The organism is Danxiaibacter flavus (assembly GCF_041060425.1).
Classification (GTDB): Bacteria; Bacteroidota; Bacteroidia; order Chitinophagales; family Chitinophagaceae; genus Danxiaibacter; species Danxiaibacter flavus.
On record NZ_JAULBC010000001.1, the window covers coordinates 1,307,552 to 1,332,828 of the forward strand.

Here is a 25,277-nt window from a genome sequence, read left to right on the forward strand (position 1 = left end):
TTGAGCTTCTTTCCGTCTCACCGCCTTAGTGGCAAAAAACGTAGTGTTTCTCCCTGCCGTTATGTCTCCGTTGTTTCAAACCTTCGTGCTTCTTTCTGTCTTAGCGCCTTTGCGGCGAAAAAACTCCGTGGTTCAACCCTACGGCACATCCTCCCGTTTCAACAGCGGCGCAATAAAATACCTCGCACAAACCAATCCCACCAAAGAACCAAATACCAGTACAAGTATCAACGTTTGTAACGGAATATTAATGCAGTCTTCATCCGGCTGACAATTTTTACCTGCACTAACAGTTTGTGTTAAAGGAGAGCTGAGTGATGCCAGTGCTGTTGAATCAGCTTTTGCATAAACAGCGATCTTTTGCGTTTGTGCTGCAGATACCCCAAAATACGGAATGTAATCATTTGTGAATATGCAGGTGATCACGGAGAAGCTGAATAACAGCACCAGCGCAGTAAGCGCTACACCCATAACTTTTTTGTATCTCCAGCTTTCTGTTTCCGTTCTTATCTTGTACACATAGAAAACAGCTGCGCCAATGCTTAATACAAGAAATACAATGGTAAGTACAAGCAGTAGTCGGTTGAGTTCGTTATTAATATAAGAGAAGGAAGTAAGCAGCGGCACTTTTTTGCCTTCAGGCAGGCTGAGATTATTCAGCGCAATCATCGAATTCTGTGCATCAACAATCGAATCAATCTTCAGGTCGCGCAGGTAAACAGGAATTGAATCCCATTTCTGCGCATCATTGGCTGCATTTTCAAAGCATACTTCACAAGGATTGCTAAGTATATATCTATAAAGAAAAAGTTTTCTTATAATTTTTTCTGTGTAAGTCAACGGTCTGGGACCCCACGTACTATCAGGCAAAGCAGTGGTATCAATAGCAAGCACTTTGTATGCGAGAAGGTCAGTCAACTCCCCATACTTTTTATCGTAACCCAGGTAGTCAATGCCAATACCGCTAACGCCGCTTGCGAGTATGTAGTCATATTTCTTTGGTAACGTATACTCGTCATCAAACCATATTCTCCGTGTTATGTTTGCTTTTTCATACAGCGTATCCATATACGCTGAATTTGTTGCATCATCATACGTAACCGGCCAGCCATACTTAGTTCTTACATCACTATAACTAACATACTGTATAAGGGAGTCTTTGTTTGTATTGTTAAACATGGCCCATTGCACACCTTTATATGGAATGTTTATGATAAGTTTTGATGATGGAATTTTCTGATTGAGGTAAAAAGAGATAGAAGTTGTTAAGTTGGTGTTTTCTTTCCCGTCGAGTGCTGCAAGTGGCGCTTGTGTTGTAGCGTAATTAACAGCAAAATCAACAACAAATTTATCGGCGATGCTGTCTAATGCCTTTACGTTGTAAATGTTTGTTGGATCTGTAGGCGGAACAGTGACGAACAATTTGAAAGCAGGACGAAACAGTTTAACTGATTTCGAAAGCATGCTGAGAAAATCAGTAAAGAGATACTGGTCACTATATTGAAGATATCTGAAGTTAATATTCAAACCATTAATGTTATTTGTCTTAAGCATGTGAAGAATGCTTTCAATAACACCCTGAACTTTCTGCGGGCTTCGTAAAAAAACACTGGTTGATCTGTCTCCAAAAATTGTGTAATACAATTCACATCCTGCTTCTTTGGTATATTGAGTAACCTGGTATGTTTGCTTCACATCTGCGGTGCGTATATTACCTGTACTGCCCTCAAGTATCAGGGCATCATAAATAACGCCATTCAGTAAGTTAAAAGGAAGTGTCTGCGGCGTGAAGTTATAGAAGCTGTTATAAAATCCGTATACGTCTGCGCGCTTATAAATGGAAAGCTTAGATCGTTTGAATAATTTACCATCAGTAGTAGTTGTAATCGTGTCATTGCCTGCTGCTATCTTTCGAAGTGCAAGTAGTTGTTTGGCTTTTTGCGTGTCTTCAGTAAGGTTGTTATTTTTTGCAGCAAGCATAAGCGTAAGCTTATCAGTTAACGCCTCAATGTTTGCTGCAATCAATTCTGCAGGGCTTGTGGTGTCTGGCTTTATGCTCGGGACAGGTGTGCCTGTGGGGCCTGGTTGGTTTTTTTTACCGGCGATTTTGTTCAACGAATCTGCTGATCTTAAGATAAGACTGAGCAATGTATCAAAATGATGTTTTTCTGTAGTAGAAAGTTGGCTGACAAGTACCTTCAGATTGTTATTTACAGCTGCTATGGAATCTGTAATACCCATGCCATTTACAATGCCTATTACCCGCTGTTGTTCTTTTGCGCGTGAATTTTTTCTGAATTGAAAAGCTGCTCCTATATTTTGAAAAAAACCTTTTACTTCTTTCTCTGCACCCTGGGCTTTTTTTGCTGCATCCTGTGCCGATTTTTGTGCAGCAGTTTCAGCAGCTTTTGCTGTTGAATCCTGGAAGTCTTCAAACGCTTTATAATAACCGGCCGAAGCAACGTGGAAGATGTTGTTCAGGGTTAGTAGTAAGAAAAGCAGCAGGCATTTTTTTGCATGCAATTTCAATTGGGGCTTCATAGTAATTGATAAAGTAAAAAGAAAAAGTTGAAATAAAAAGTTGCAAATTATAAATATTATTATTTACCTTCCCATCACAAGTTACCCTAAACTATAAGGTAATGATTGCCGAAACGCTTATATGCCTAACCGATGAAATAAATGAATTCTTCAGAACCAAACTGAGAGTTACCGAGGATAAGGTAGTTATTTCACCTATAGTTAATTTAGAAGGGAAACCTGCAATTGTGGGAGAGAATAAAATATTTGTTACACTGCTCAATATTGAGAAGGAAACAGTAATAAGACCTGGACTCGCTGCAAACAGTATTAATAACCGTACATCTAACAATGCTGCTTTAAATATTAATCTTTACGTAATGGCAGGTGCTTATTTCTCAAGTGCCAACTATGCGGAAGGGTTAAAACTATTGTCCCTCGTAATTTCCTTTCTGCAACAGAAAGGCACGTTTACAAAGGACAATACCACTCGGCTACCCAATGAAATCGATAAGCTCATTTTTGAAATGGAAAGCCCTGGTCTTGATAAGCTCAATAATATCTGGGCAATGTTAGGAGCCAGGTATGTGCCTTCTGTTATTTACAAAGTGCGCATGCTGACCTTCGATTCGTCTGTTACCACTGAATACAGGCCGCAGATCGGATCGCTCTCAAATGACACCAATGCCTGACTCTCTATAGAGTCATATTTACTTGTTATAACGTGTGGGCAATTTACTTGCTGATTAACTGATCTAAATCTAACGGATGAGGCAGGATTATACTGTATTGTTCAATGTTTTGTGGCAGCATGATTTCTATGCGGGCTCAATGCCCTCTTTGTTTACTGTGAAGCCTGATGAAGAAACACTTCATTTAATGAAGCGGTATCAAGTTGTGTACAAAACCTATGCCAATAGCCTTTCAGTTCTTTTTGATCAGTCGCTTATTCAAGCTGATGACGCCCGCGAAACCTTTCTGCAACAACCTTTGCTGTTTACGTTTTTTCTGTATTGTAATGATCCGTATTTGTTGAACTATACGGATGGCTTGCAAAATTTTCAGGTTGGACGGCAAGTGTTGCATTTCTATAATAATAATGATTTGCTACATAAAGCCACCTCCGTTAGTGACGCGGATATTGCAGCCGCCGAACTTCTTTTGCCGGATTTGTTTGGCGCCGCACCAATGGCTGTAGTTGAAATAAGCTTGAAACCGGGTATGCCCCTGGATTTGCAGATACGGTTTAAAAGCCTGGCAACCATATGGCGGTATGTGGTAGTAACAACACATCTTAAACAGCTTAACGCACCTGCTGTTATAAACAAAGAAAGCAAAGAACTTTTTATAGGACCAGAGCCGTTGGTGTTACCCGATAACAAGCAGGCGCTATGTTTCAGGTCGCGAGCGCCTATACAGCTTGCGTACAGGTGTTCGCAGAGTTTTCAGCTGGTGGATAATTATGATGAAGTGACGAAGAAGTATAAAGTCGTTTTGCAATCACTTCCGGTACCGGATGTGACCAAGCTTTCGGTGATAAGCCGCGAACGGTATTCAGAAATCATTATTTAATCATTTAAAATACAATTGAATTATGGCCACATCATACATGACCCCGGGCGTATATATTGTAGAAAAAAATGCCTTTCCGGGTTCTGCTGTAGCAGTTGCTACAGCCGTGCCCGTGTTTGTGGGTTATACACAAAAAGCAGAGCGTAACGGTAAAAGCTTGCTGCATGTGCCTACGCGCATTACATCATTCGCTGAGTATGTTGAAAATTTTGGTGGTGGATTTAAGCCGCGTTTTAAAATAGCTGAGGCTGATCCTACAAAAAAACAGGAGACCTTTACCATCAATACAAAGAAGTATACGGTCGACATCAATGCGGGTCATAAGGCGCTTTTTTATAATTGTATGCGTCTTTTTTATGCAAACGGAGGCAGTAATTGCTATGTTATGTCCATAGGTACTTATGGAGACAAACCAGATGGTTTCACAATTGCATTGGAAGATTATATGGGTAATGATACAAAACCCAATGTTTTCGAAATACTAAAAAAAGAATTTGAACCTACACTAGTTGTATTACCTGATGCTATTGCAATGGATAGTGTTGAGGATTGCTACAGCCTGTATGGTAATGTACTGACACATGCAGCCAACACACAAAGCCGCTTTGGTATTTTTGATGTTGCCTATCAATCGCCCTCCGAAAAAATGGACGATGTGATAAAATTGTTCAGAGATAAAATTGGTATCAACGAACTGAATTATGGTGCCGCATATTACCCCTGGTTAAAAACTTCCATTGTTCAGGCTTCTGAAATTGATTTTCAAAACCTTGACGTAAGCGTTGATCTTTCCGCCTTGCTGCCTGAAGATAAAGCCAAAGCCGTGGTTGCAGCATGGGTTGCTTTGACTGACGATAAGAAAGATGATGCCGCAAAAACAAACTATCATCAATCTCTTAAAGCGTCAAGTCCAACTTATGTAGCAGTTCTTGAAGAAATAAGAGCAAGGCTGAATGAGTTGCCGCCAAGCGCTGCAATGGCGGGTTTATATACATTTATTGACAACTCAAGAGGCGTTTGGAAGGCTCCGGCTAATGCTTCGCTGAGTATGGTAAATAGTCCATTGGTAAATGTTTCGAGCGAAGAGCAGCAGAACCTTAATGTAGATGTTTTGGGCGGCAAATCAATTAATGTGATCAGAACGTTTCCGGGAATCGGAACATTGGTATGGGGTGCAAGAACACTTGATGGCAATAGCCAGGATTGGCGATATGTGAACGTTCGCAGAACACTTATTATGATCGAGCAATCACTCAAGCTAGCTACAAGATCCTATGTGTTTGAACCAAATAACGTGTCCACATGGGTTACTGTCAGCAGCATGATCAATAACTTTCTGTATAACCTCTGGAACCAGGGCGCACTTGCGGGTGCTGTGCCTGCACAGGCTTACAATGTCCAGATCGGCCTGGGGTCAACCATGACGCCAACAGATATACTGGACGGAATTATGCGGATCAACGTTGGCGTGGCCATCGTTCGCCCTGCAGAATTTATCATCATCACATTCCAGCAAAAACAGCAGGAGTCATAAAACAGCTGCATTATCTGAAACAAAATAATTCAATTTTAAAAAAATAATTTATGGCAGACGATAACGGCGCCAAACAATCAGCCGCCACTTGGCCCCTTGTAAAATTTCAGTTCCAGGTAACTATTGGAAGCGACGAGATCATGTTCCAGGAAGTTACGGGACTTACATCAGAAACCCAGGTAATAGAATACCGCGTTGGTAACAGCAAGGCATTCACCAATGTTAAAATGCCCGGTCTTAAAAAGTATGGAAACGTTACTTTGAAGAAAGGTATTTTTAAAGATGATAAGAAACTATGGGATATGTACAATAAAGTAACGATGAATACTTTTGAACGCGTTACTGTAGTTATCAGCCTGCTGGATGAAGCAAACGGTGTTGCTATGTCCTGGAACCTAACCAATGCCTTCCCTGCAAAAATGACCGTGACTGATATGAAAGCAGATGCCAATGAGCCCGCCATAGAAACTATGGAGCTGGCACATGAAGGTCTAACGCTTGCAGCCAAGTCATAAACAAAATTGATAAACTGAAGTGTAGCAGTACAAAGATGAGCACATTTGCATTTGCAGGAATTGATCGATAAATAAACCTGTAGCTGCATGTGCTCATTACTGCATGATATGCATTAATAAATAAAGCATGGCTTATCCGTATGATGTTCCGGTAAGTTTTCGTTTCAATGTAAAAATTCAGGATGCCGGCGGAGAGTATGAAGGCAGTTTCCAGGATGTAAGCGGCCTTAATGTAAGTATAGAAATGGAGACTATTAATGAAGGTGGTGTGAATGATTACTCATACAAAATTCCTAAACGGGTTAAGTATGATAACCTTGTCTTGAAACGTGGACTTTTGAAAAGCTCATCTCTTGTTACATGGATAAACGATGCTGTTCGGAATTTTAAATTTTCAACGAGGAAAATAGATGTGCTTCTGCTTGATGAAGAAATGAATCCGTTGGTTACATGGTCTTTTTTTGATGCTTATCCTGTGTCAGTGAAAGTGTCTGATCTTAAAGCAAAAGAGAACGAACTGGTATTTGAAAGTCTTGAGTTTGCATACAGCTATTTTGAAAGGAGTTAAATGTTTTTACCATGCCGTTAGAGATTAGAGAACTGGTTATTAAGGTAACCGTTGAAGAAACAACCGCAAAGCCCGTCGCTGGCGCGGAACAGTTAGCAAGTGTGAAGGCTGACATTGTGAAAGAATGCATCGAAAAAATTATGCGCAAGCTTGAGCAGTCCAACGAAAGATAATTGTTATGGCATTAGTAAAACTAAAACTGCAATCGTTTGAAAGCCCTGTGTGTTCAGGTAATCCCCTTAAAACAATTTATGCAGTTGTTAATCCGGAGAACTACTCAAAGGACTTTGCAATTAATTACGGGAAACCCAAGGTGCAGGCGAACTCTGCACAAACACTGTTTTTTTCAGATATTGGCGATGATACATTAACACTAAATAAACTGATCATCGATGGCACAGGGGTTATTCCATTGGAAGGAGCCGACGATGTGGATGATTATATTCAAATGCTTGAAGCTGTTGTGTATAAATACAACGGCAACATGCACAGTCCGCCTTATGTAAAAATTACCTGGGGTAACCTGATCTTTAAAGGGGTATGCACTTCATTCAAAACAAATTATCAACTGTTCAGGCCCGACGGTAAAGCGTTGCGTGCTACAGTTGATATTGTGTTTAAATCCACGGTTGATCCTAAAACGAAGGCACAGCAGGCAAATAATAAGTCTGCCGATCTAACGCATGTGCGCACTGTTAAAGGCGGTGATACGTTGCCCTTAATGACATACAGGATTTATGGCGACAGCTCGTTCTACCTCGAAGTCGCAAAAGCAAACGGATTGGATAATATTCATGCGATAAAGCCTGGCGACCAGATCTATTTTCCTCCATTAAAAAAATAATTATGCCTGCACAGGTGCCGGGACAAAATATTGTAGATCCTTTAGTTCGCGTGGTTATTATGGTTAATGGGTCGGCCATTGATGAAGCCTTTGCGGTAGTATCTATTTATGTTCAGCATGAAATCAACAGGATTTCGTTTGCTGAAATTGTACTTGTAGGCGATCCCAAGCCGGATGGAAATGGCTTTGATTTTACCAATGGAGAAACTTTTAACCCCGGGAATGTTATAGATATAAAAGCCGGTTATGGTGAAGACGCACAAGACAGCATTTTTACGGGTTATATTGTAAAACATATCCTGGAAACAAATGAAGGCGAAGGTTTGTTGTTGCGTCTTGTGTGTAAGCATAAGGCAGTAGCAATGACCATGAGCCGCAAGGACAATCAATATGAACAGAAAACTGACAGTGATATCATTAGTTCTATCATAGGGCAATATGGGCTAAGCACTCAGGTTGATAGTACCACTGAACAAGGAGAGCTGTTCTACCAAAAGTTGGCAACAGATTGGGACATTATATTATCACGGGCAGAAATAAATGGTTTCCTGATTTTTTTAGATGGAACTGATGTGGTAGTTGGCAAACCTAAGTTTTCCGCGGACGCAGTTCTTAGAGTTGCTTATGGCGAGTCGATCATAGAATTTAAAGGCGTGCTCAATGCAGAAAAACAGGCAACATCTGTGCAGGCAAGCGCATGGGATATTAAAACACTGGAACTGATAAAATCTACTGCATCTGAACCTGCACTCAATAGTCAGGGTAATGTAACTGCAAAGTCTCTTTCAGAGCAACTAGGTCAGGGAGAAGCATATTTAAGCTCCGCAACGCCACTCACGCAGGCTGAAATAAAGGCGTGGGCTGATAACCACTTGCTTCGGTTAAGATTGCAGGCTTTAAAAGGTTCAGTGAAATTTATCGGCAGTGCATTAGCGAAAACAGGCTGCCTGATAGAGCTGGCTGGCGTTGGAGAAAAGTTTAACGGTAATGCCTTTGTGTCGGCTGTAACACAGGAAATTAAAGACGGCAACTGGACAACCGGTGTTAAGTTTGGTCTCGATCAGCAATACGTGTATGAAATGCCGGGTTTTTCCTATCCGTCTGCGGCAGGACAATTACCCGGGATACAAGGTTTACAGGTGGCAACAGTATCAAAATTGTCTGAAGATCCGCAGAGTTTGTACAGAATACAGGTAAGCATTCCGGGCAACGCCGAATCCCCGGTTAGTGCCTGGGCCCGCTATTCCAACTTCTACGGAACGGCTGCTGCTGGTGCTGGTTTTTTCCCTGAAGTTGGTGATGAAGTCGTGATAGGATTTTTGGAAAATGATCCGAGATTTCCTGTGATCCTTGGTTCGTTGTATGGTAGTAAAAAAGCATCACCCAATGAGTTAAAGGATGAAAACAATTACATCAAATCGCTTACTACAAAAAGTAAAATGAAATTGTCGTTTGACGACGAAAAAAAGATCATTAAGATTGAAACACCGGCAGGAAATAATATTGTTTTTAGTGACGACAGCAAAGCAATTGAAATAACAGATCAGAATAGTAATTCAGTAAAAATGTCTTCGTCTGGAGTTGAGATCACTAGTAATAAAGATATAAAACTGACAGCTACAGGAAACATCGAGCTAAGCGCGACAGGAAAGGTTTCAATATCTGCTACGCAGGATGCTGAAGTTTCAGGTCTTAATGTTAATGCCACAGCGCAAGTGGGCTTTACCGCAAAAGGTAATGCTACTGCCGAGCTTTCAGCATCTGGTCAGACAACGGTGAAGGGGGCGATGGTGATGATTAATTAGGCTGAAAGCCTAAAGCCTAAAGCCCAAAGCTTAAAACTTAGTTGGTCCGATGATGGAACTACTGCGCGACAATCATATGTTGTTCAAGATTAAATAAGCTTAAAGCCTAAAGCTCAAAGCTTAAAACTTAGTTGGTTCGATGATGAAACTACTGAGCGACAATCATATGTTGTTCAAGATTAAATAAGCTTAAAGCCTAAAGCTCAAAGCTTAAAACTTAGTTGGTTCGATGATGGAACTACTGCGCGACAATCATATGTTGTTCAAAATTAAACAGGTTAAAAAATGAAACCTATTCAAAATTAAGTACTTCGTACCTCGTACTTCGTACCTCGTACTTCGTACTTGAAAAAATATTATTAACAGTCGAAACTCAAACGATAACACACACAAGCTTTAAGCTTTAAGCTTTGGGCTTTGAGCTTTAAGCTAAAAAAAATTCTATGGGAATGATGGCCGCCAGACTAACGGACATGCATACATGTCCTATGCAAACACCGGGACTTCCTCCAATACCGCATGTTGGTGGCCCGATTGTAGGTCCCGGAGCTCCAACTGTATTGATTGGCAATTTGCCGGCGGCAGTGTTGGGCGACAGCCTTGTTTGTGTTGGTCCCCCCGATTCAATAGTTAAGGGTTCTGCTACTGTTCTTATTTGTGGTAAACCCGCGGCGCGCATGGGCGATACAACAGCTCATGGTGGCACAATAGTTTTAGGATGTCCTAACGTTTTAATTGGTGGATGATGGAACAAAATAGCATGCAATCGTTTCTCGGAAAGGGGTGGGGATTTCCTCCTGCTTTTGATAAAATGAATAACAGCGTTCAAATGATAGAAGATATGCTTGATGTGGAAGAAAGCATACGCATCATCCTGGACACGATCCCCGGTGAAAGGGTTATGCAGCCAGAGTTTGGTTGCTATATCAAAAAACTTGTATTTGAAAAAGCTGATTCGAATTTTTTAAATGAGGCCCAGGATATGATCCGTCATGCATTGTTGAATTTTGAACCGCGAGTTGTTTTTAATGATGTAAAGGTCATTGATGAAAATTTTGACGAGGGGGTTATTATTCTTTCGATCAACTATACGCTCAGTATTACAAATACACGACATAACATTGTCTATCCTTTCTATCTCGACGAAGGTACAAACATAGGGGAGATGAAATAGTATGATGATGGGGAACTACAATATGGCAGATGGCATAAGCCAGGCAGAAAGGTTTCCTGTGCAGTTGTCGGATAGCTTCTTTTTAATAGACGGAAAAACAACCGGCGAACTGTTGAAGTTTGCCACCGCACTTGCAACGCAGATCAATTACTACAATTTTAATCACAAGCCTGATGGAACCTGGGAGAGTTTTTTTGATAGCGATATAGATGTACTGGCCGCACTTGTGCTTCAATTTGATTTGGCTGAATGGATGAACAGGTATGATTCGTTGAAGGAGCAAATTATGCAGGTGAGTGAGAATAACGAAGCGACAATGTTATTGAACAACCTGTTTAAATTGTTGTACGATTGCTCATCGTTAATGTCACTGCTGAAAGATAAACTTGCTCTTGCTGAAAATAGCCACACTGGCCTGACTGAGTCAGCAGAATTTTCCATCTCATTCACAGGTGCACATAAGCGGTTATTGATGTATAACAGGCAAGCCGCAGACATCTTCTCTCACATCATCAAATTAAAAGGCAGCCAGGAGCAAACAGAAGATAATGATCAACTTATTTTTAAAGGAGACGACATTATAGAACAGGTACAATCTTCTGTTCTGTATTTCGATGAGCTTTTTGCGGAGATCAGGCAGGAATTCGGAAAACTGTATAAGGCTATTGAGTTTTATAGTAGCCAGGTGAGGTCAATAGGGGATCTGTATCAGCCGCATATGGCTTTGTTTGTTGCATTTCTCGAATTGTATAAACATCTTCAGTCTAACATAAATCAACTGGTAAAAAAACACCTGGACTTTTATTTCAACTCTCTTCTTGGGATAAATTATTTAAAGCCGGAATTGCAATATGTCTTACTGGTGCTTGATGCCGCCGTTAATACGGATAACTTTTCGTTGCCCCGTAAGGAGCTGGTGTTTGGTGAGTTGCCCGGTAAGCAAACCGTCTGGTATGAAACGGAAGAGGAATTATCCGTATTAAAAACTTCTGTTGTTGCTATCAGGAACATTTTTGTGAACGAGCATATACATAAACCCACCAACCGTACTTTAATGTCGCTATCGGAACACACCATTTACTGTGGTGATTATCCTGTTGTTACAAGTGCTGCTTTTGCTGCAAATCCTTTGGCGGCGCCTTCAATACCGGTCCTGGGCGAAGATCAGATCTTAAAGCCCGCTGAAGAACGGACCATGCAGGAAGCGCCGGTTGGTTTTATGATCGCATCATCATTGCTGTATGTGCGGGATGGTTCAAGACAGATTAGCATTAGATTTACGTTGACTTCAGAATCTCATAAATACCTTCAAAGCTATGTGGCTAGTTTTGCCGATGACACGGAACAAGCCAGCCAGACAGCCTTGTATGAAATACTCAACAATACATTTATAATAGACGCTACAGGAGATACAGGATGGGTGATGTTCAAAAAGATCAGCATTGTTGCGGCTAATGCAGATGAAGCATCGGGCAGTATTGATGTTACATTGGAGCTGAATGCAGAAGATCCGCCTTTAAATGTGTACAATCCGCTCGTGCATGGCGACAACTATTCAACAACAAAGCCTTTGCTTCGTTTTCTGCTCAGCAACCGTTCATTGCATAATGGGTATCATCTGTTTAGTAGCCTGGTTATCCGGGATGTGTCAATTGCGGTGGAGGTGCATGATTCTTCAGCAATACAACTGAAGAACAATCTTGGCGACCTGAATATAAATGCACCTTTTCAACCATTTGGTCCTGTGCCGGTGCCCGGCAGCTACCTTGATATCAGGAACACCAACATTCTAAACAAGTACACGGTTGATTTTTCCGTAAACATTGAGTGGTTTGATCTGCCAAAAACAGAAGGCGGTTTTGAAGCGTACTATGCAGCCTACGAAAACAACATCCGCAACAATTCTTTTAAAGTGGGAGCAAGTTCATTCCGCGAAGGATGGTTTCAACCCGCAGCAATTTCACAACAACAATTTGACCTTTTTTGTGTCGATGAAAGTAAAAGCAGGAGCTGGAATTATTTGAGTTCCACTACCGTAATAAAGGATGTTAATCTGAAAAAAGTTTGTTTTAATAATGAGCCTTTATTGAATAATGAAATAAAGAATAACAACATAAGATCCGAAGGCGTTTTGCGTTTGGAATTGCTTGAGCCTGAGGATCCTTTTGGACATAAAGCCTACCAGGTTGTATTTCCGGAAATTGTGCTGCACAACTCAAGAAGATTTGTCCGGAAAAAACCTCTTCCCAATTTGCCGTATGTACCTGTGATTAAAAGCATAACAGTCAGTTATAGTCAGCAACAAAGAGAGGTCTTGCGCCAGTCAGATGCTGTCAATGATGACCTTGATATTGAATTGACGCACATTCATCCTTTTGGTTATGAGGATATTTATCCTTCTGCCAAATTGCATCAGTACACCTTTCTGCCGCAAATTGATTATCCCTGCAATTTGTTAGTAGGACTGAGGGATGTTATTGACGACTCAGTGATCACGTTGCTCTTTGATCTGGAAGAAACCAATTTTAAACATAGCACGTGGCAGCCGGATATTATTGAGTGGAGCTACCTGGATGGTAATGAATGGGTACTTTTTAACCCTTCGGATATATTATCAGATTCAACTGAAAACTTCATTAAAACAGGAATACTTAAAATACGGTTGCCGGATAATGTTATCTACGATCATACAATTTTGCCTGCAGGTTTGTTTTGGTTGAGGGCGTCCTGTAATTCGCTTTCGGTAGTCAATAACAAACTGCGCGGCATTTTTCCGAACGTAGTAAAAGCAGTCTTCTCAACAACGGAAAATAACCTTGCACAAAACGCATTGTATGCACCGAAGGGAACAATAAAAGATTTTAAACGGAAGATCCCGCAGGTGCAGAAGATATGGGATTTCTATGGATCTCATGGCGGAAGAGCCACTGAATCTACGCCGCAATATTATATCAGGGTTAGTGAGCGTCTGCGTCACAAACAGCGGGCATTATCAGTGCTGGATATTGCTCAGCATGTACTACAGGCCTTCCCGGATCTTCAAATGGTTAAATGCCTGGATGCGGATAAACTGCAAACTGAAACAGTATATCCTGTTGATATTAAAGTAGTAGTTGTGCCCCGCAAAAAGAAAACAGCGGAAAGGGGAGTAATGCCCCAGGTAAGTTTATCTGAACTGCTCGAAATAAAAAAGATGCTGCAGGAGTCTTTGGTTTCTTTTGCTACAGTTGATGTTGGTAATCCGGTGTATGAAACGCTGAAAATTAATTGCTCCGTGGTGTTCAATAAGGAGGTGCTTAATGCGAGTGATGGTTATTTGCTTCAGCTATTGAATGAGGATATAAAACAAATGATAGCACCCTGGTTGTACGATGAAACAAATGATGTAAAAATCGGGAGTCCCATTTATGTAGCCGATATCATTAACTCAATAAAAAAACTGTCATACATAAAATTTGTGACGGAGTTTTCAATCCTTCAATTTTATGAAATGTATGATGAAAAGGTACGCGAGTTCGTTGTTAAGCTGAAAGATACTGCTTACGAACCGGTAGAACAGATATCTCCTTCAAGGCCTGATGCTGTATTTATTTCGGCAGACAATCATCTGATCAATGTAGAAAAGAATTTTGTATACGAAGTAGCTGCAGTTGCTGGCATCAGCAATCTTGTATTGGGTAAGGAATTGTTGATAATGGAACCGCCGGAACAGAAGCAAGAAGTAAAAAGTGTTGTTGCGTCGCAAGATGAAACATTTGATTTCACTGTTAAAATATAATGCTATGATTGGCAAAACCTCGGTAAAGAATTTGAACCGCGATGATTTGAAAAAATTCTTTCGCAATGGGCAAATGCCTTCAGAAAATCATTTCGGGTATTTGATTGATTCAATGATCAACAAGCAGGATGATGGTTTTCGGCATGATGATGATGAAGGCCTTGTTCTTTCATCTTCTTTGCGTAAAAGATTTGTGACCCTTTATAAATCTATGGACGATAGAAATCCGTTCTTTAGCATGGGAGCGGATGATAAAGATGAGCAGGATAATCAGAGCCTGCGCTTTACTTCGCTTACAGGATCTGCAACAGAGGCCGCGGCGCAAAGTTTTTTTCTTCATGCCAATGGTAATATGGGGGTCGGCAAAAAAAGCGAAAAGGAATATAAGGTTGATGTGAATGGTTTTGTTGCTGCCCAGGGCAGAGTTGGTACTTATATACAAGACAGTGTTCCCGCCGATGGTAAATGGCACTATATTACTCCTGATCTGGATAATTGTAGTGCGTTTGAACTGATTGCACGAACAGGGAGAAGGACGACAGGTCGCTTTGCCATTTTACACGCAATTGCATTGAGTGCTTTTGGCCGCTCAAGAAGCCGCATAAGAAAAACATCTGCTCACTATGGTTCTTTCTGGAATAAAATAACTGTAAGATGGAAAAGCACGGGTACGCACCACTACCGGTTACAGTTAAAAACAAGACGTAACTATGGCGACGGTGTGCTTATTTTTTTTAAGATTGGAAAATTGTGGGATGACGAGCTGTTTATGCCGGCGGAATATTTTTATTGACATCTGGTTTAGCGTCTGCGCTTATGTTGTTTGTAAAAAAAAGTAGTGATTATGGTGATTGAAAAGAAATATGGTCCGGAGTCCCCGCTTGATTATACTTTTTTGCGAAAGAAGGCAATAGAGCTGGTACAGAAATACGCCGGAAAAAGCTGGACAGATTACAATTACCACGATCCGGGCGTAACGATTTTGGAATGTCTGTGTTATGCGCTAACGGACCTGGCTTATCGTACTGATTTCAAAATTGAAGATATTCTTAGTTCCCCCAGTGGGATAGTAGACAGGGTAAAAAATTCTTTTTATACTCCGCAGGAAATATTGACAACTGCACCTGTTACGCTTAAAGATTACAGGCGGGTACTCATCGACAGAGTGGATGAATTGCAGAATATCTGGATTGAACCAGTGGCCAGCAGTTATACCCGTTCTAACGCGCGCGGACTTTATCGCGTTATTCTGCAATTCAACAATGATGTGACCGTTCGTTTAAAAGATGATGCGCAGCTCGAAAAAGAGTTAGTTGAAAAGGTAAGACGGTTTCTTGTTGGTTGCAGAAACATTGGTGAAGATTTTCGCGAGTTTGTCGTATTAAAACCCCAGGAGCTGGAGATAGAAGCTTCCGTCATCATACAACGGAAGAGCATTGCCGAAGAAGTGCTTGCGAAGATCTGTTATACAGCTGAATGTTATCTTAGCCCAATAGTAAAAACATACCTTCCTGATGAGCTTCTGGCGAAGGGAATGGCTATAGATGATATTTATGCAGGGCCATTATTGACTAAAGGCGTAATACTGGAGTCAGATCTTACCGAAAGAAAAGAAGTTATCGATCCTTTTGAAATTATTAAATCCATCTCAGAAATTGAAGGCGTTGTTCACATAAGCAGATTTGCCATAACATGGATGGGAACGCCTACTTCTCTCGAGCCATTCCATTTTCCGTTCCTTGATCTGGATACAAAAATACCGGCTATCCGGTTGTATCATAACAACCTGCCGCTGGTTATCAACGAAGATGTTTTCAGGGATCATCTGCATAAATTGCGGGATGCCAGCCGCGGCTCCTATATTTCGCAATTATATAAATCATCACAGCAATCAGTAATTAAAGGCGTTTATAAAAACCTGCATGAGTATGTTAGTATGCAGAATATGTTTCCCGCCATTTATGGAATAGGTAAGGAAGGCGTTGAAGAAAGTCAACCCGCATCCCGTAAGGCCAAAATCAAACAACTTAAAGCCTATTTGTTGTTTTTTGAACAGATAATGGCTAACTATTTGTCTCAGTTAGGCAAGGTGCCGGAGTTGTTTTCGCCCTTGTTTACGCTGGAGGATGATATGTATACTTATTTTACACAACCCTTATATAAAGTGCCGCATGTGCGTCATTTGTTGAATGCATTTACTGAAAGGACAAAGCTGGAATGGATCAAATTTAAAAGTGATGGAAACAACAAATATGTAGAAGCGCTGAAAGATTATACAGAACAGTCTCATCAATTCAGGAAACGAAAAAAACGTGCAATTGAACATATCCTGAGCCGCTTTAATATTATGGTGGATGCATACCCGGCTATACTGTATGAACGTTTATATGGCCGTTGGGGAAAGGATGATAAAATTGATCATGAACTTGTTTTTAAATCCAGGCTGCTTGCAAACGTAAGGGCCATTACCTGCTTTAGAAATACTGGTTTTGACTACCTGGATGTGCATGAAATGGAGGAGCAGATGAATGGCTATGAGAACAAACTCAGGCTACTGTTGTATATACCTTCTCAGCCGGAAGGAAGGATTGCGGATATGGTGCTTCAATATATTAATGTACCACCAGAAACGCCGCGGGAAGGAGAAGATAGTGAAGTGCAAACTAACCCCGTGTACACTTCTTTTTCGTTTAAAAAACAGAATGAATCGTTGTTTCTCTTTGGTGCAGACAGAAATAATTATCGCATAGAGCAATCTGTTGCCGATGGTGAATTCGAGATACACTTTAAGGATGATAAGACAGGCGCATGGGAAATGGTCGCAAAAGATAAGAGTAAGGCAAATGCGCGGAAGCGTATCGTTGATTTTATAGGCTTGCTCAATAAAGTGAGCATTAATTCCGAAGGATTTTATATTGTTGATCATTCTTTGCTGGCTCCCCATCTTGCACTGGATGTTTTTGGATTTGAATTGTACGATGAAAAGGGAAGACGGATGTTAAAAAACAAGCGCTGGCGCAGTTTCAAAGAACGGGAAGAAGATATTGACAGCATGTTTAACCGAGTAGAACACAGCATCGGCAAAGATGCCCGGGAGCTGGTTGCTATGATAAGTGAGTACTGTGATATTTTGGTGCCGCTAGAGAAGCCTGATGCGGCGGAGTTATTTATAGACAGCCTGGTTTCTGTTATTGAACTGATCAAAAAAGATGCACCGGCGAGATTTCCGGCGTTCAGGTATGTTGTCAACCGGTTAGATCTGACTGTTCTGCCTGAAAATTTCTTTGCATCAAAATTAACGGTTGTTCTGCCTTCATGGCCTTCACGTTTCCAGGAAAAATCTTTCCGGGATTTTACGCAACGGTTGTTCCGCTCCTGTACGCCTGCTCATGTGCGCCTTGAATTTTTGTGGCTGTCATTTTCCAAAATGAAAGCTTTTGAGGATGTCTATTACGAATGGTTGCCTACCATAAAAGAAATAAACAGGGATGTAGACAGAATTGCAATGAACGAAGATATGATCAGTTTTTTGTTAGATGATACTGCAACCAAAAAATGAGTGAGTGAAAAATGATTTTGTTATACAAGAGGTAATGTTTGATGTTGACTTCTCCTCACGGTCGAAAGCGCACAATCTGCAAAATGCGCTGAGTAAATTGTATAACGAACGCTGGCATTATGTAATGCAGGATTTTTTTGAAGAACATATATCTCCTCACACACGTCTGCATATAGATAGCATTGTGCTTGATCTTGGTACCGTGCCATATGATAATCTGGAAGATGCAATCACTAAAAGCCTGATGGATGCGCTTGCTGCGATGTTTATTAAACGTCCGGGTTATGATAATACGTTCGCAGGCAACGGAAGTGAGACTGAGTTATTCACCGGTAAGCTTGATGTTTTGAGCTATTTTTTTACTACCGGATTATTGCCATGGTGGACGAGTATAGATTTGCTGCGTGATATAAATAAATTGGTGGATGATCTGTTGAAAGGACAAGCAGATATGCTTGTGCAGATGATTCGTAAAGCAGGAAAAGTAAAAGCTGCGAGACAGAGGCTGATCGGGCATGTTCAGGATCCAACGCTGAAAAGCCTTGTTGCTAAAATGTTGCCGGGAGAAGCCGATTTTATAAGTGAATATCATGATAACGTAGTTAGCCTGAATGAAAAAGACCAGGTGATAAAAAGTGAAAGTAAAGTTGTTTCAAAAGCATTATGGGAAATAATTCTTGCGTTTTTGATTGAAGAGTATGGCAGCCACTTTAACAGGAAGGAATTTACGAAAAGCACACTTCGCAGCATGGCCGCTCATTTTGGAGTGCACTATGAAGATTTGTTGTTGCTGCTGATTAACCATACATCTTCGAGCCGCGCAAAAGAACAGTTGCCACTTCTACAGGTACTACATGAGATTGCGGATGAATTGGTTGAAACGCAGAATTTAGCTGATAAACAGGAAGTATCAACGCAGTGGAAATATGCATTATTTGAAAAAAATAAGTTGATGCAGGATACACATGCCTTGCTGTATTTTTTGATGAATGGTTCTTTGCCTGCTGAAGTTGGTTCCTTTACAAAAAGCCGGCTTTTTGGAATATTCCGTACGTTTCTCAATAATTATCCGGTGACCTTGCAGGCAATGATAAGAGGGTTGTTCCGAAATGAGCAGCTGTTTGAAAACGTTTTCCTGTTGGCTGAGGAAAAAACAGTAGGTATGTTATTGAGATTATTTCAGCCTGTGCGTGCTATAGCTTTAAGGGATATGTTGATCGGGAAGGAAAACCAGTTTGAAAAAACGGGTTCATCTTTAGTAAGGTTGTTGTTGCATAAAGAAACTTTAGAATACTTGCTTCGGAATCCATTTGTTGAAACACATGCACTCGATCAATATCTGCAACAAAAGTTGGATGCCGTAATACCTTTGAAAAATAATATTCCGGCTACAAGTGAAATAGCAGAAGTTTTAGAAAGGAGTACTATTAGTGCTTATGACCTTATTGTGTTCTTTCTAAGAAACGGTGTGCTTCCATGGTGGGCAGCAGACAAGAACCCCATAGAGGCCTTAAATACACTTATTGCAGGGAATAAAATGCAGGCCCGTGCTGTACTTGTTTTTGCAGGAACCAGTAAAACAATGCGTGAGCGATTGTTGCTGCAATTTCCTTTGGCCACGATAGCCGAATTGTTTAAACTATTGCCATCTTCAACAAAAACGCTGGATGCGATTGATAGCGTAGTGCAGTTAGGCAACGTTTTAAATGTGCGGTCATCTCAAACCGGATTGCCCCTTTTGTATGAAATACTGTGGCTCAATTATATTGACTTCCGGTATGAGTCCTGGAGCCCACGTTTATTTCTTCTGCAGTCAGTTACGTGGATTGTTTCTAAAGATGTGGGTAAGCCTTATGTCCAAATGCTGTATATTCTCACTGACATAATAAATAGTGCAGATAATGACGTTCTTTCAATATTCAAAGCAGCCATCAGGCAAATTACTTATAGCGGTTTTGCACGCTATTCAATAAAAGATTTTTCATCTGCTAAGCATCTTATCAACAATATTCAATACGCGTTTGCCCTGGAACCGGCTTTTTACAAACTTGAAACTGCAGGATTGGTAGAAATGTTTTTTCCTGCTGTGACTAAGCAACAGCTCGATGCAATTTTGAATGCCGGAATGAATTCCGTTGTGCTGATTCATTTACTTGACATCGTCAATGCAGGTTACAGTGACGTTTTCGATGAGTTTAAAACGGCCATGTCGTCTTACCCTGTTTTAATGAATAAATTAAAAATGGTTTTGTGGTTGCATAATCAGCAGCATCTGCTGACGGGTCTGGAAGTACAACACAAAAATGTGCATGATATTGTTTTATTGGATATGTTCAACAAATCGGATAAGGCTGACCGGTGGTCAACTGAAAAATGGCAAACACATCTTGAAGCGCCGGACACAGACATGTCATCTATTAAGAATAAGATTGGTGACGTTGTTGAATATATTTTAACGTGGGGTTCCTTGCCTCCGTCAATTACAGGTGTGCAATATCACCAGGTGGTTTTGCAGGCTGTTATTTTCTTGTATGTCAATGACAAAATGCGTTTGCAGCAATTACTGACATCTTCCAAAACACTTCCGTCAGTCCGGTTACAGTTATATCATCTGTTTAAGGATGCAGAACCAGCGAGGGGGCGCGATATAGCTGCATTTATAGAACAGTATGCAGCTTATGATAAATGGAAGTACGCACGCTCATTAACAATCGATAAGTCGCTTAATGCGAATCAGAAAAAAACATCTTTTGAGAAAACTGGAGAAAGTGTAACGAATAAAGATGATTCAGCCACGCTTCTTAGTCTTTTTTTGAGTAACCGTGATCAATCATCACTTAGTGTTCCGGATAATGCGGAGGCGGGAAAGCTGCTTAATGCAACGGATGTGCTGTTCCGGCAGGATAAACATTTGTTGGAGGATCTTCTTGCTTCATCCTCCGTCGATCCGGTTGCAAAAATGCGGCTTCATTTGTTGTTCGAAAAATTTCGGCATTCTCACAATGAATTGTTTACTTTTTTGAACAGGGATTACGAAAAAGATCTGCTTTTATGGGGGCGACAAATATTTGGATTTGACAGCCAGCGAACAGAAACTGCTCAGGAGATGTTTGCGGAATTGCTCAATCATGGCGGTGTTGATCAGGTAAGGAAGTTTTTACAGGTAGCGGCAGGCTCAGATAAAATACTAGATCTTATATCTGTTAAAGTATCGCTGAATAAGTTAGAGGACATCGTGATTTCTGTTTCTCAAAAGTGGGGCGAGGAAGCTGTAAATGCTATTAAGGCGATGAACACAATGCTCCTTGCACTGTCTGCTGAAGTGCATGCTGAAAACAGAATGCAGATTCTCTTGAATAAATTCTATCTTGAATGGTTATCTGGTAATCGCAATATATATGACATAAAAAGTTTTATGCGCAGCATTTTGGATGAAGCTGGAATTCGTGAAATTCTTCGCCGGTTAGACAAAAATGCACTTGCTGTTAATATTGATCATCAATTTAAAGGAGAGCACATCAGGCAGATAATAAGAAGCCAGATCGGATTTTTGAGTGTCAAAAGTTCTCCGGAACTTTCAAATAGCACCGATGCTTCTAGAAGTCTGTTGAAGCAACATGAGCATTCAATGCAGTTATATGAACTGGTTTCCCAGCAGTTGAATGCTGAACAAAAAGCCATTGATGAGAAGAATAAAGCGTTATTACCACAGGGTGATGTTTCAAAGATCTATATAAATAATGCAGGTCTTGTTCTGTTGCAACCTTTTATTCCCTTCTATTTTCAACTGCTTGGCCTGACAGAAAATAACATTTTTGTGGATGATGCTTCGCGTCACCGGGCTGCTTTGCTAACGCAATATCTGGTGAATGGGCAAACTGAGATGGCCGAATTTGATCTGCCACTCAACAAGATTTTGTGTGCAATAAATTTTGAGGAAGTTGTGCCTTCCGTGCTGGAACTTTCAGAGCAGGAAGTACGAATATCTGAAGAACTTTTCAAGACACTCTTTCAGCGATGGGACAAGATGAAAAATTCATCCATAGAAAATTTCCGGAACGCCTTTATGCAAAGGCAGGGATCATTAGTGAAAATGCAGGATGGATGGACTTTGAAAGTTGAACAAAGAGGCTATGATATTTTGCTGGAAACATTGCCATGGAGTTACCGTATGATCAAATTTAAGTGGATGGATAAGCCTTTGTATGTAGAGTGGATTTAGTGCTTTGAATGAGTTTTGTGGCGGGTAAATTTATACATTGAAGTTCGTGCCCGCCGGTTATGTTTATCTGTAAATTAAGTGTAGATTAGTATTACAATATAAAAAGCCTCTTCTATGCACACCAAAGCCGGTAAAACAGCTGAAAATAAAAGCGTGGCTATCGCAAATATGCCAGTTCAAAAACAAGGTGAACAGCAACCTGTTGACCAGTTTGTTGATAATCGTCCTGAAGCTCTTGCACAAAGAAAGCTCCGGGATGCTATTAACAATAGTCCTCGTGTGCAACAATTAAAAGCTTACCAGGCGATGGCTGATCATTACGCTGTAAACGGGCTGATGCAGCGAAAAGAAACTGAGGACGAAGAGCCTTTACAAGGCAAGTTTACAGGCTTAGAGAAAGAAGAGACAAATGAGCTACAAACCAGGACGCTTAGCACTCCTGTGCAAAAGCAATCCAACAATACAGGATTGCCTGATAATTTGAAATCGGGTATAGAAAACCTTTCCGGTTACTCAATGGATGATGTAAAAGTTCATTATAACTCTGATAAACCCGCACAAATGCAGGCACACGCTTATGCACAGGGAACAGATATCCATGTTGCGCCAGGGCAGGAACAGCATCTGCCACACGAAGCCTGGCATGTGGTGCAACAGAAGCAGGGCAGAGTACAAGCGACCATGCAGATGAAGAGTGGCGTGAGTGTAAATGATGATAAAACCCTGGAGCATGAGGCGGATGTGATGGGCGCAAAAGCGGTTGCAACGGGCATTACAACTCCGCAGGCGACGCTACCTGCCGGCAGCATTCAACGCAAAGAGAACATCATCCAGGCCAAATCGTACACTACCACCGCCAATAAAAACAGGCTTGGGCTGGCAGGCTCAGTAGACGTTACTGCGGGAGATACATCCATCACACTGGCGGGCACCCTGAAAAATGGCGCCAACCAGGACGTACCTGCTACCGGTACCGTGTACATTCCGCAATACAAGACCGATAAGGATAGGTCCAAAGAGCCGGTGGCTGAAAAGGATAGGGGATGGTTTGAAAAAAGGTGGGATCCGGCGGATGCCCTGCGGGTAATGAACCTCTCGGCTGACCCCAGGGGTATGAAATTGGGCCAGTTACTCACTTATCATCATGGACTCGAGGCTCAAAGACAGGGCAAGCCCTATGTGATTGCCATGAAGGTGAGTGATGCCCGGGGACCGTTTTACACACCATTGGGATTTACGGATTATAATGGCTCGAGGCCGTACGATCTGATAAAGCAGCAAAGGGATGACATAGATGCGTTGTTGCGTTCACAGCAAGGTGCAGCACTGGGACAACAAGAGGTTTCTGCATTTGTGGAAAAGCGTACGGAGTTGACGAGCGAAATGGAAGCGAGCTCGATGATCATCTCAACAGAGGATCTGATTAATAACTCTCAGCAGCAGTTGCAAACTATCTGGAATGGGTAATTGGTTGAGAGGTGTCAATATCAGGCAATATCAGGCACTCATAACATATCCCGATTAGTTCACTATCCGGGAGGACTTCCAGTAGTACCAACCACAGATTTGCATGGTATACACTCTGTGCCCCTCTGTGTCTGCTCAGTGTATCTTTGTGTAACTGTTTTTTGGACAACAAGAGACATCTTCCATAGTTTCGATGAATGCTTAACTAAGCAATATTTGCTGTTAATACATAGCCTTCCCCTCTTTTGCGAATTCTTTCCTGATCCCTTCTTCTATGTCATGGAGAAGGACAGTAGTAGAATTTCTTTTTATTGCTTTAAGCGAACAGTACCGTGCAATATTAATAATAGACCCACCGGTAAGTTCATACTTTTCAGCGATCTCATCAAGAGATGTATTTTTTTCAAACTGAACGTTTGCAGTAAAAGAGTTCTGCCACAATTTTTTTCTCAGCTCAGCATCGGGCGGAGCAAAATATATCACAGACTGGAAGCGTCGCGTAAAGGCTTCATCTATATTCGCTTTAAAATTGGTGGACATAATCACAATGCCGGGAAAGTCTTCAACCCGCTGCAACAGATACGATACTTCCTGGTTGGCATAACGGTCGTGGGCTGACGAAGTTTCGCTGCGTTTGCCGAATATTGCATCTGCTTCATCAAAGAATAATATCCAGTTTTTGTTTTGCGCCGCATCAAAAAGCAGTGCCAGGTTCTTTTCGGTTTCGCCAATGTACTTGGAAACAACCAGCGATATATCTATTCTATAAACGCTGAGTCCTGTTGTTTGTCCTAATAAAGCCGCCGTCAGCGTTTTACCGGTACCCGGTGGTCCGTAAAACAATGCACGGAACCCCGGTTTTATTTTCCTGTTCATTTTCCACTCATTCAGTAATATATCCCCATAGTTTATCCAGTCTTGAATTTCGAGTACATTGTTGAGCGTATGTTCATCCAATACAAGATCATCGAAAGAAAGAGGAGTAGTCAGCAGCCTCGCAGGAAAATTACTGCCATAATGTTTTGTGCTGGCTACACTATTGGTAAGAAGGTCAATAAAGTCTGGATGTATTTTTAATATACCGCTTAACAAAGGCTCATCCGTTGGGGCCGAATCAAGAGATAGTATATTGTATATTTTAAAAAAATGTGTGTCGCTAAAAAGCTGCAATAATTGTAGTCTTTGTTTGATGTCGTTCATCGTAAGCAGGAATGCAGCAGTTTCGCCGGTTGGGATAAAACCCGCGTGCTGATGGCCTTTTATTCCACCGAATTCAGTAAAGCCACGGTCGTAAGTTGAGTTCTTAACAAAAAAAACATCCAGTAAATGCGGTTGTAAATGCGGAGCAAGTGCAAGGATCAGTATCAGTCTTTCCGCGTGATTCATGTTGTGGCGGTTAACGGCGCCTGCATATGCTGAAGGATCCTCTGTAAGATCTGGAGGAAGTATCGCGTCAATATCGGTAGGCTGACCTTCTATGTTGTTCCAGTATAATTTAAGCCGGTGATCGATGACCTCGCTTAGCCATAAAAGTTCTTTTAAGAGCGTTTCGGCACTGGATTCACTGGTAGCTGATTTCATGTTGCGTTAAAAATAAAATTTGTTTGATAAACATTTGAGCAGGAAACTCACCCCGCTTGCTTTTTCAAAACCCCTCACCGTCATTGCAGGCGATATCGAATTCACCTCATTCAGGATCTCCACTTCTGTCCATGCAGG

The 25,277-nt window shown here is 41.2% G+C and carries 17 protein-coding genes; 15 read left to right on the forward strand and 2 right to left on the reverse strand.

The features are described from left to right. Nucleotides 1-138: 138 nt before the first annotated feature. Nucleotides 139-2,541, reverse strand: a complete 2,403-nt coding sequence (locus tag QTN47_RS05025; protein ID WP_369328232.1) for a glycoside hydrolase family 18 protein — start codon at nt 2,539-2,541, stop codon at nt 139-141. Nucleotides 2,542-2,642: 101 nt separating this feature from the next. Here QTN47_RS05025 and QTN47_RS05030 point away from each other — a divergent pair, with 101 nt between their 5' ends. From QTN47_RS05030 to QTN47_RS05100, 15 genes are all read left to right on the forward strand, one after another. Then, on the forward strand, nt 2,643-3,212 hold the full coding sequence (locus tag QTN47_RS05030) for a Pvc16 family protein (protein WP_369328233.1): 570 nt from the start codon (nt 2,643-2,645) through the stop codon (nt 3,210-3,212). A 76-nt stretch (nt 3,213-3,288) separates the two neighbouring features. Beyond that, on the forward strand, nt 3,289-4,092 hold the full coding sequence (locus QTN47_RS05035) for a hypothetical protein (protein ID WP_369328234.1): 804 nt from the start codon (nt 3,289-3,291) through the stop codon (nt 4,090-4,092). Nucleotides 4,093-4,114: 22 nt separating this feature from the next. Further along, nucleotides 4,115-5,626: a phage tail sheath family protein gene (locus QTN47_RS05040; RefSeq protein ID WP_369328235.1), complete on the forward strand. Its 1,512-nt coding sequence runs from the start codon at nt 4,115-4,117 to the stop codon at nt 5,624-5,626. Between the two features lie 50 nt (nt 5,627-5,676). Further along, on the forward strand, nt 5,677-6,141 hold the full coding sequence (locus QTN47_RS05045; RefSeq protein ID WP_369328236.1) for a phage tail protein: 465 nt from the start codon (nt 5,677-5,679) through the stop codon (nt 6,139-6,141). A gap of 127 nt (nt 6,142-6,268) precedes the next feature. Beyond that, on the forward strand, nt 6,269-6,709 hold the full coding sequence (locus QTN47_RS05050; protein ID WP_369328237.1) for a phage tail protein: 441 nt from the start codon (nt 6,269-6,271) through the stop codon (nt 6,707-6,709). 11 nt (nt 6,710-6,720) lie between these two features. After that, nucleotides 6,721-6,882, forward strand: a complete 162-nt coding sequence (locus tag QTN47_RS05055; RefSeq protein ID WP_369328238.1) for a DUF5908 family protein — start codon at nt 6,721-6,723, stop codon at nt 6,880-6,882. Nucleotides 6,883-6,887: 5 nt separating this feature from the next. Beyond that, nucleotides 6,888-7,553 (forward strand): CIS tube protein, encoded by a 666-nt coding sequence (locus QTN47_RS05060; RefSeq protein ID WP_369328239.1) that lies wholly within the window; start codon nt 6,888-6,890, stop codon nt 7,551-7,553. A gap of 2 nt (nt 7,554-7,555) precedes the next feature. Further along, on the forward strand, nt 7,556-9,358 hold the full coding sequence (gene vgrG, locus QTN47_RS05065; protein WP_369328240.1) for a type VI secretion system tip protein VgrG: 1,803 nt from the start codon (nt 7,556-7,558) through the stop codon (nt 9,356-9,358). A 443-nt stretch (nt 9,359-9,801) separates the two neighbouring features. Beyond that, the gene (locus tag QTN47_RS05070) at nt 9,802-10,104 is read left to right on the forward strand and encodes a PAAR domain-containing protein (protein ID WP_369328241.1); all 303 of its coding nucleotides are present in this window, start codon (nt 9,802-9,804) and stop codon (nt 10,102-10,104) included. Nucleotides 10,105-10,118: 14 nt separating this feature from the next. Beyond that, a complete protein-coding gene (locus tag QTN47_RS05075) occupies nt 10,119-10,532 on the forward strand; it encodes a GPW/gp25 family protein (protein ID WP_369328242.1) in 414 nt (137 codons plus the stop codon). A gap of 22 nt (nt 10,533-10,554) precedes the next feature. Continuing rightward, complete coding sequence (locus QTN47_RS05080; RefSeq protein WP_369328243.1) at nt 10,555-14,310, forward strand: baseplate J/gp47 family protein; 3,756 nt, start codon at nt 10,555-10,557, stop codon at nt 14,308-14,310. Nucleotides 14,311-14,314: 4 nt separating this feature from the next. Beyond that, nucleotides 14,315-15,103 (forward strand): hypothetical protein, encoded by a 789-nt coding sequence (locus tag QTN47_RS05085; RefSeq protein WP_369328244.1) that lies wholly within the window; start codon nt 14,315-14,317, stop codon nt 15,101-15,103. A 51-nt stretch (nt 15,104-15,154) separates the two neighbouring features. Beyond that, on the forward strand, nt 15,155-17,869 hold the full coding sequence (locus QTN47_RS05090) for a baseplate wedge protein (protein WP_369328245.1): 2,715 nt from the start codon (nt 15,155-15,157) through the stop codon (nt 17,867-17,869). Nucleotides 17,870-17,873: 4 nt separating this feature from the next. Further along, nucleotides 17,874-22,091: a contractile injection system tape measure protein gene (locus QTN47_RS05095; protein WP_369328246.1), complete on the forward strand. Its 4,218-nt coding sequence runs from the start codon at nt 17,874-17,876 to the stop codon at nt 22,089-22,091. A 114-nt stretch (nt 22,092-22,205) separates the two neighbouring features. Then, nucleotides 22,206-23,558, forward strand: coding sequence for an eCIS core domain-containing protein (locus QTN47_RS05100; RefSeq protein ID WP_369328247.1), 1,353 nt, complete (start codon nt 22,206-22,208; stop codon nt 23,556-23,558). Between the two features lie 222 nt (nt 23,559-23,780). On the opposite strand, the gene QTN47_RS05105 is transcribed toward QTN47_RS05100, so the two are convergent. After that, entirely contained in the window at nt 23,781-25,139 is a 1,359-nt protein-coding gene (locus QTN47_RS05105; protein WP_369328248.1) for an ATP-binding protein, read from the reverse strand. Nucleotides 25,140-25,277 lie beyond the last annotated feature (138 nt).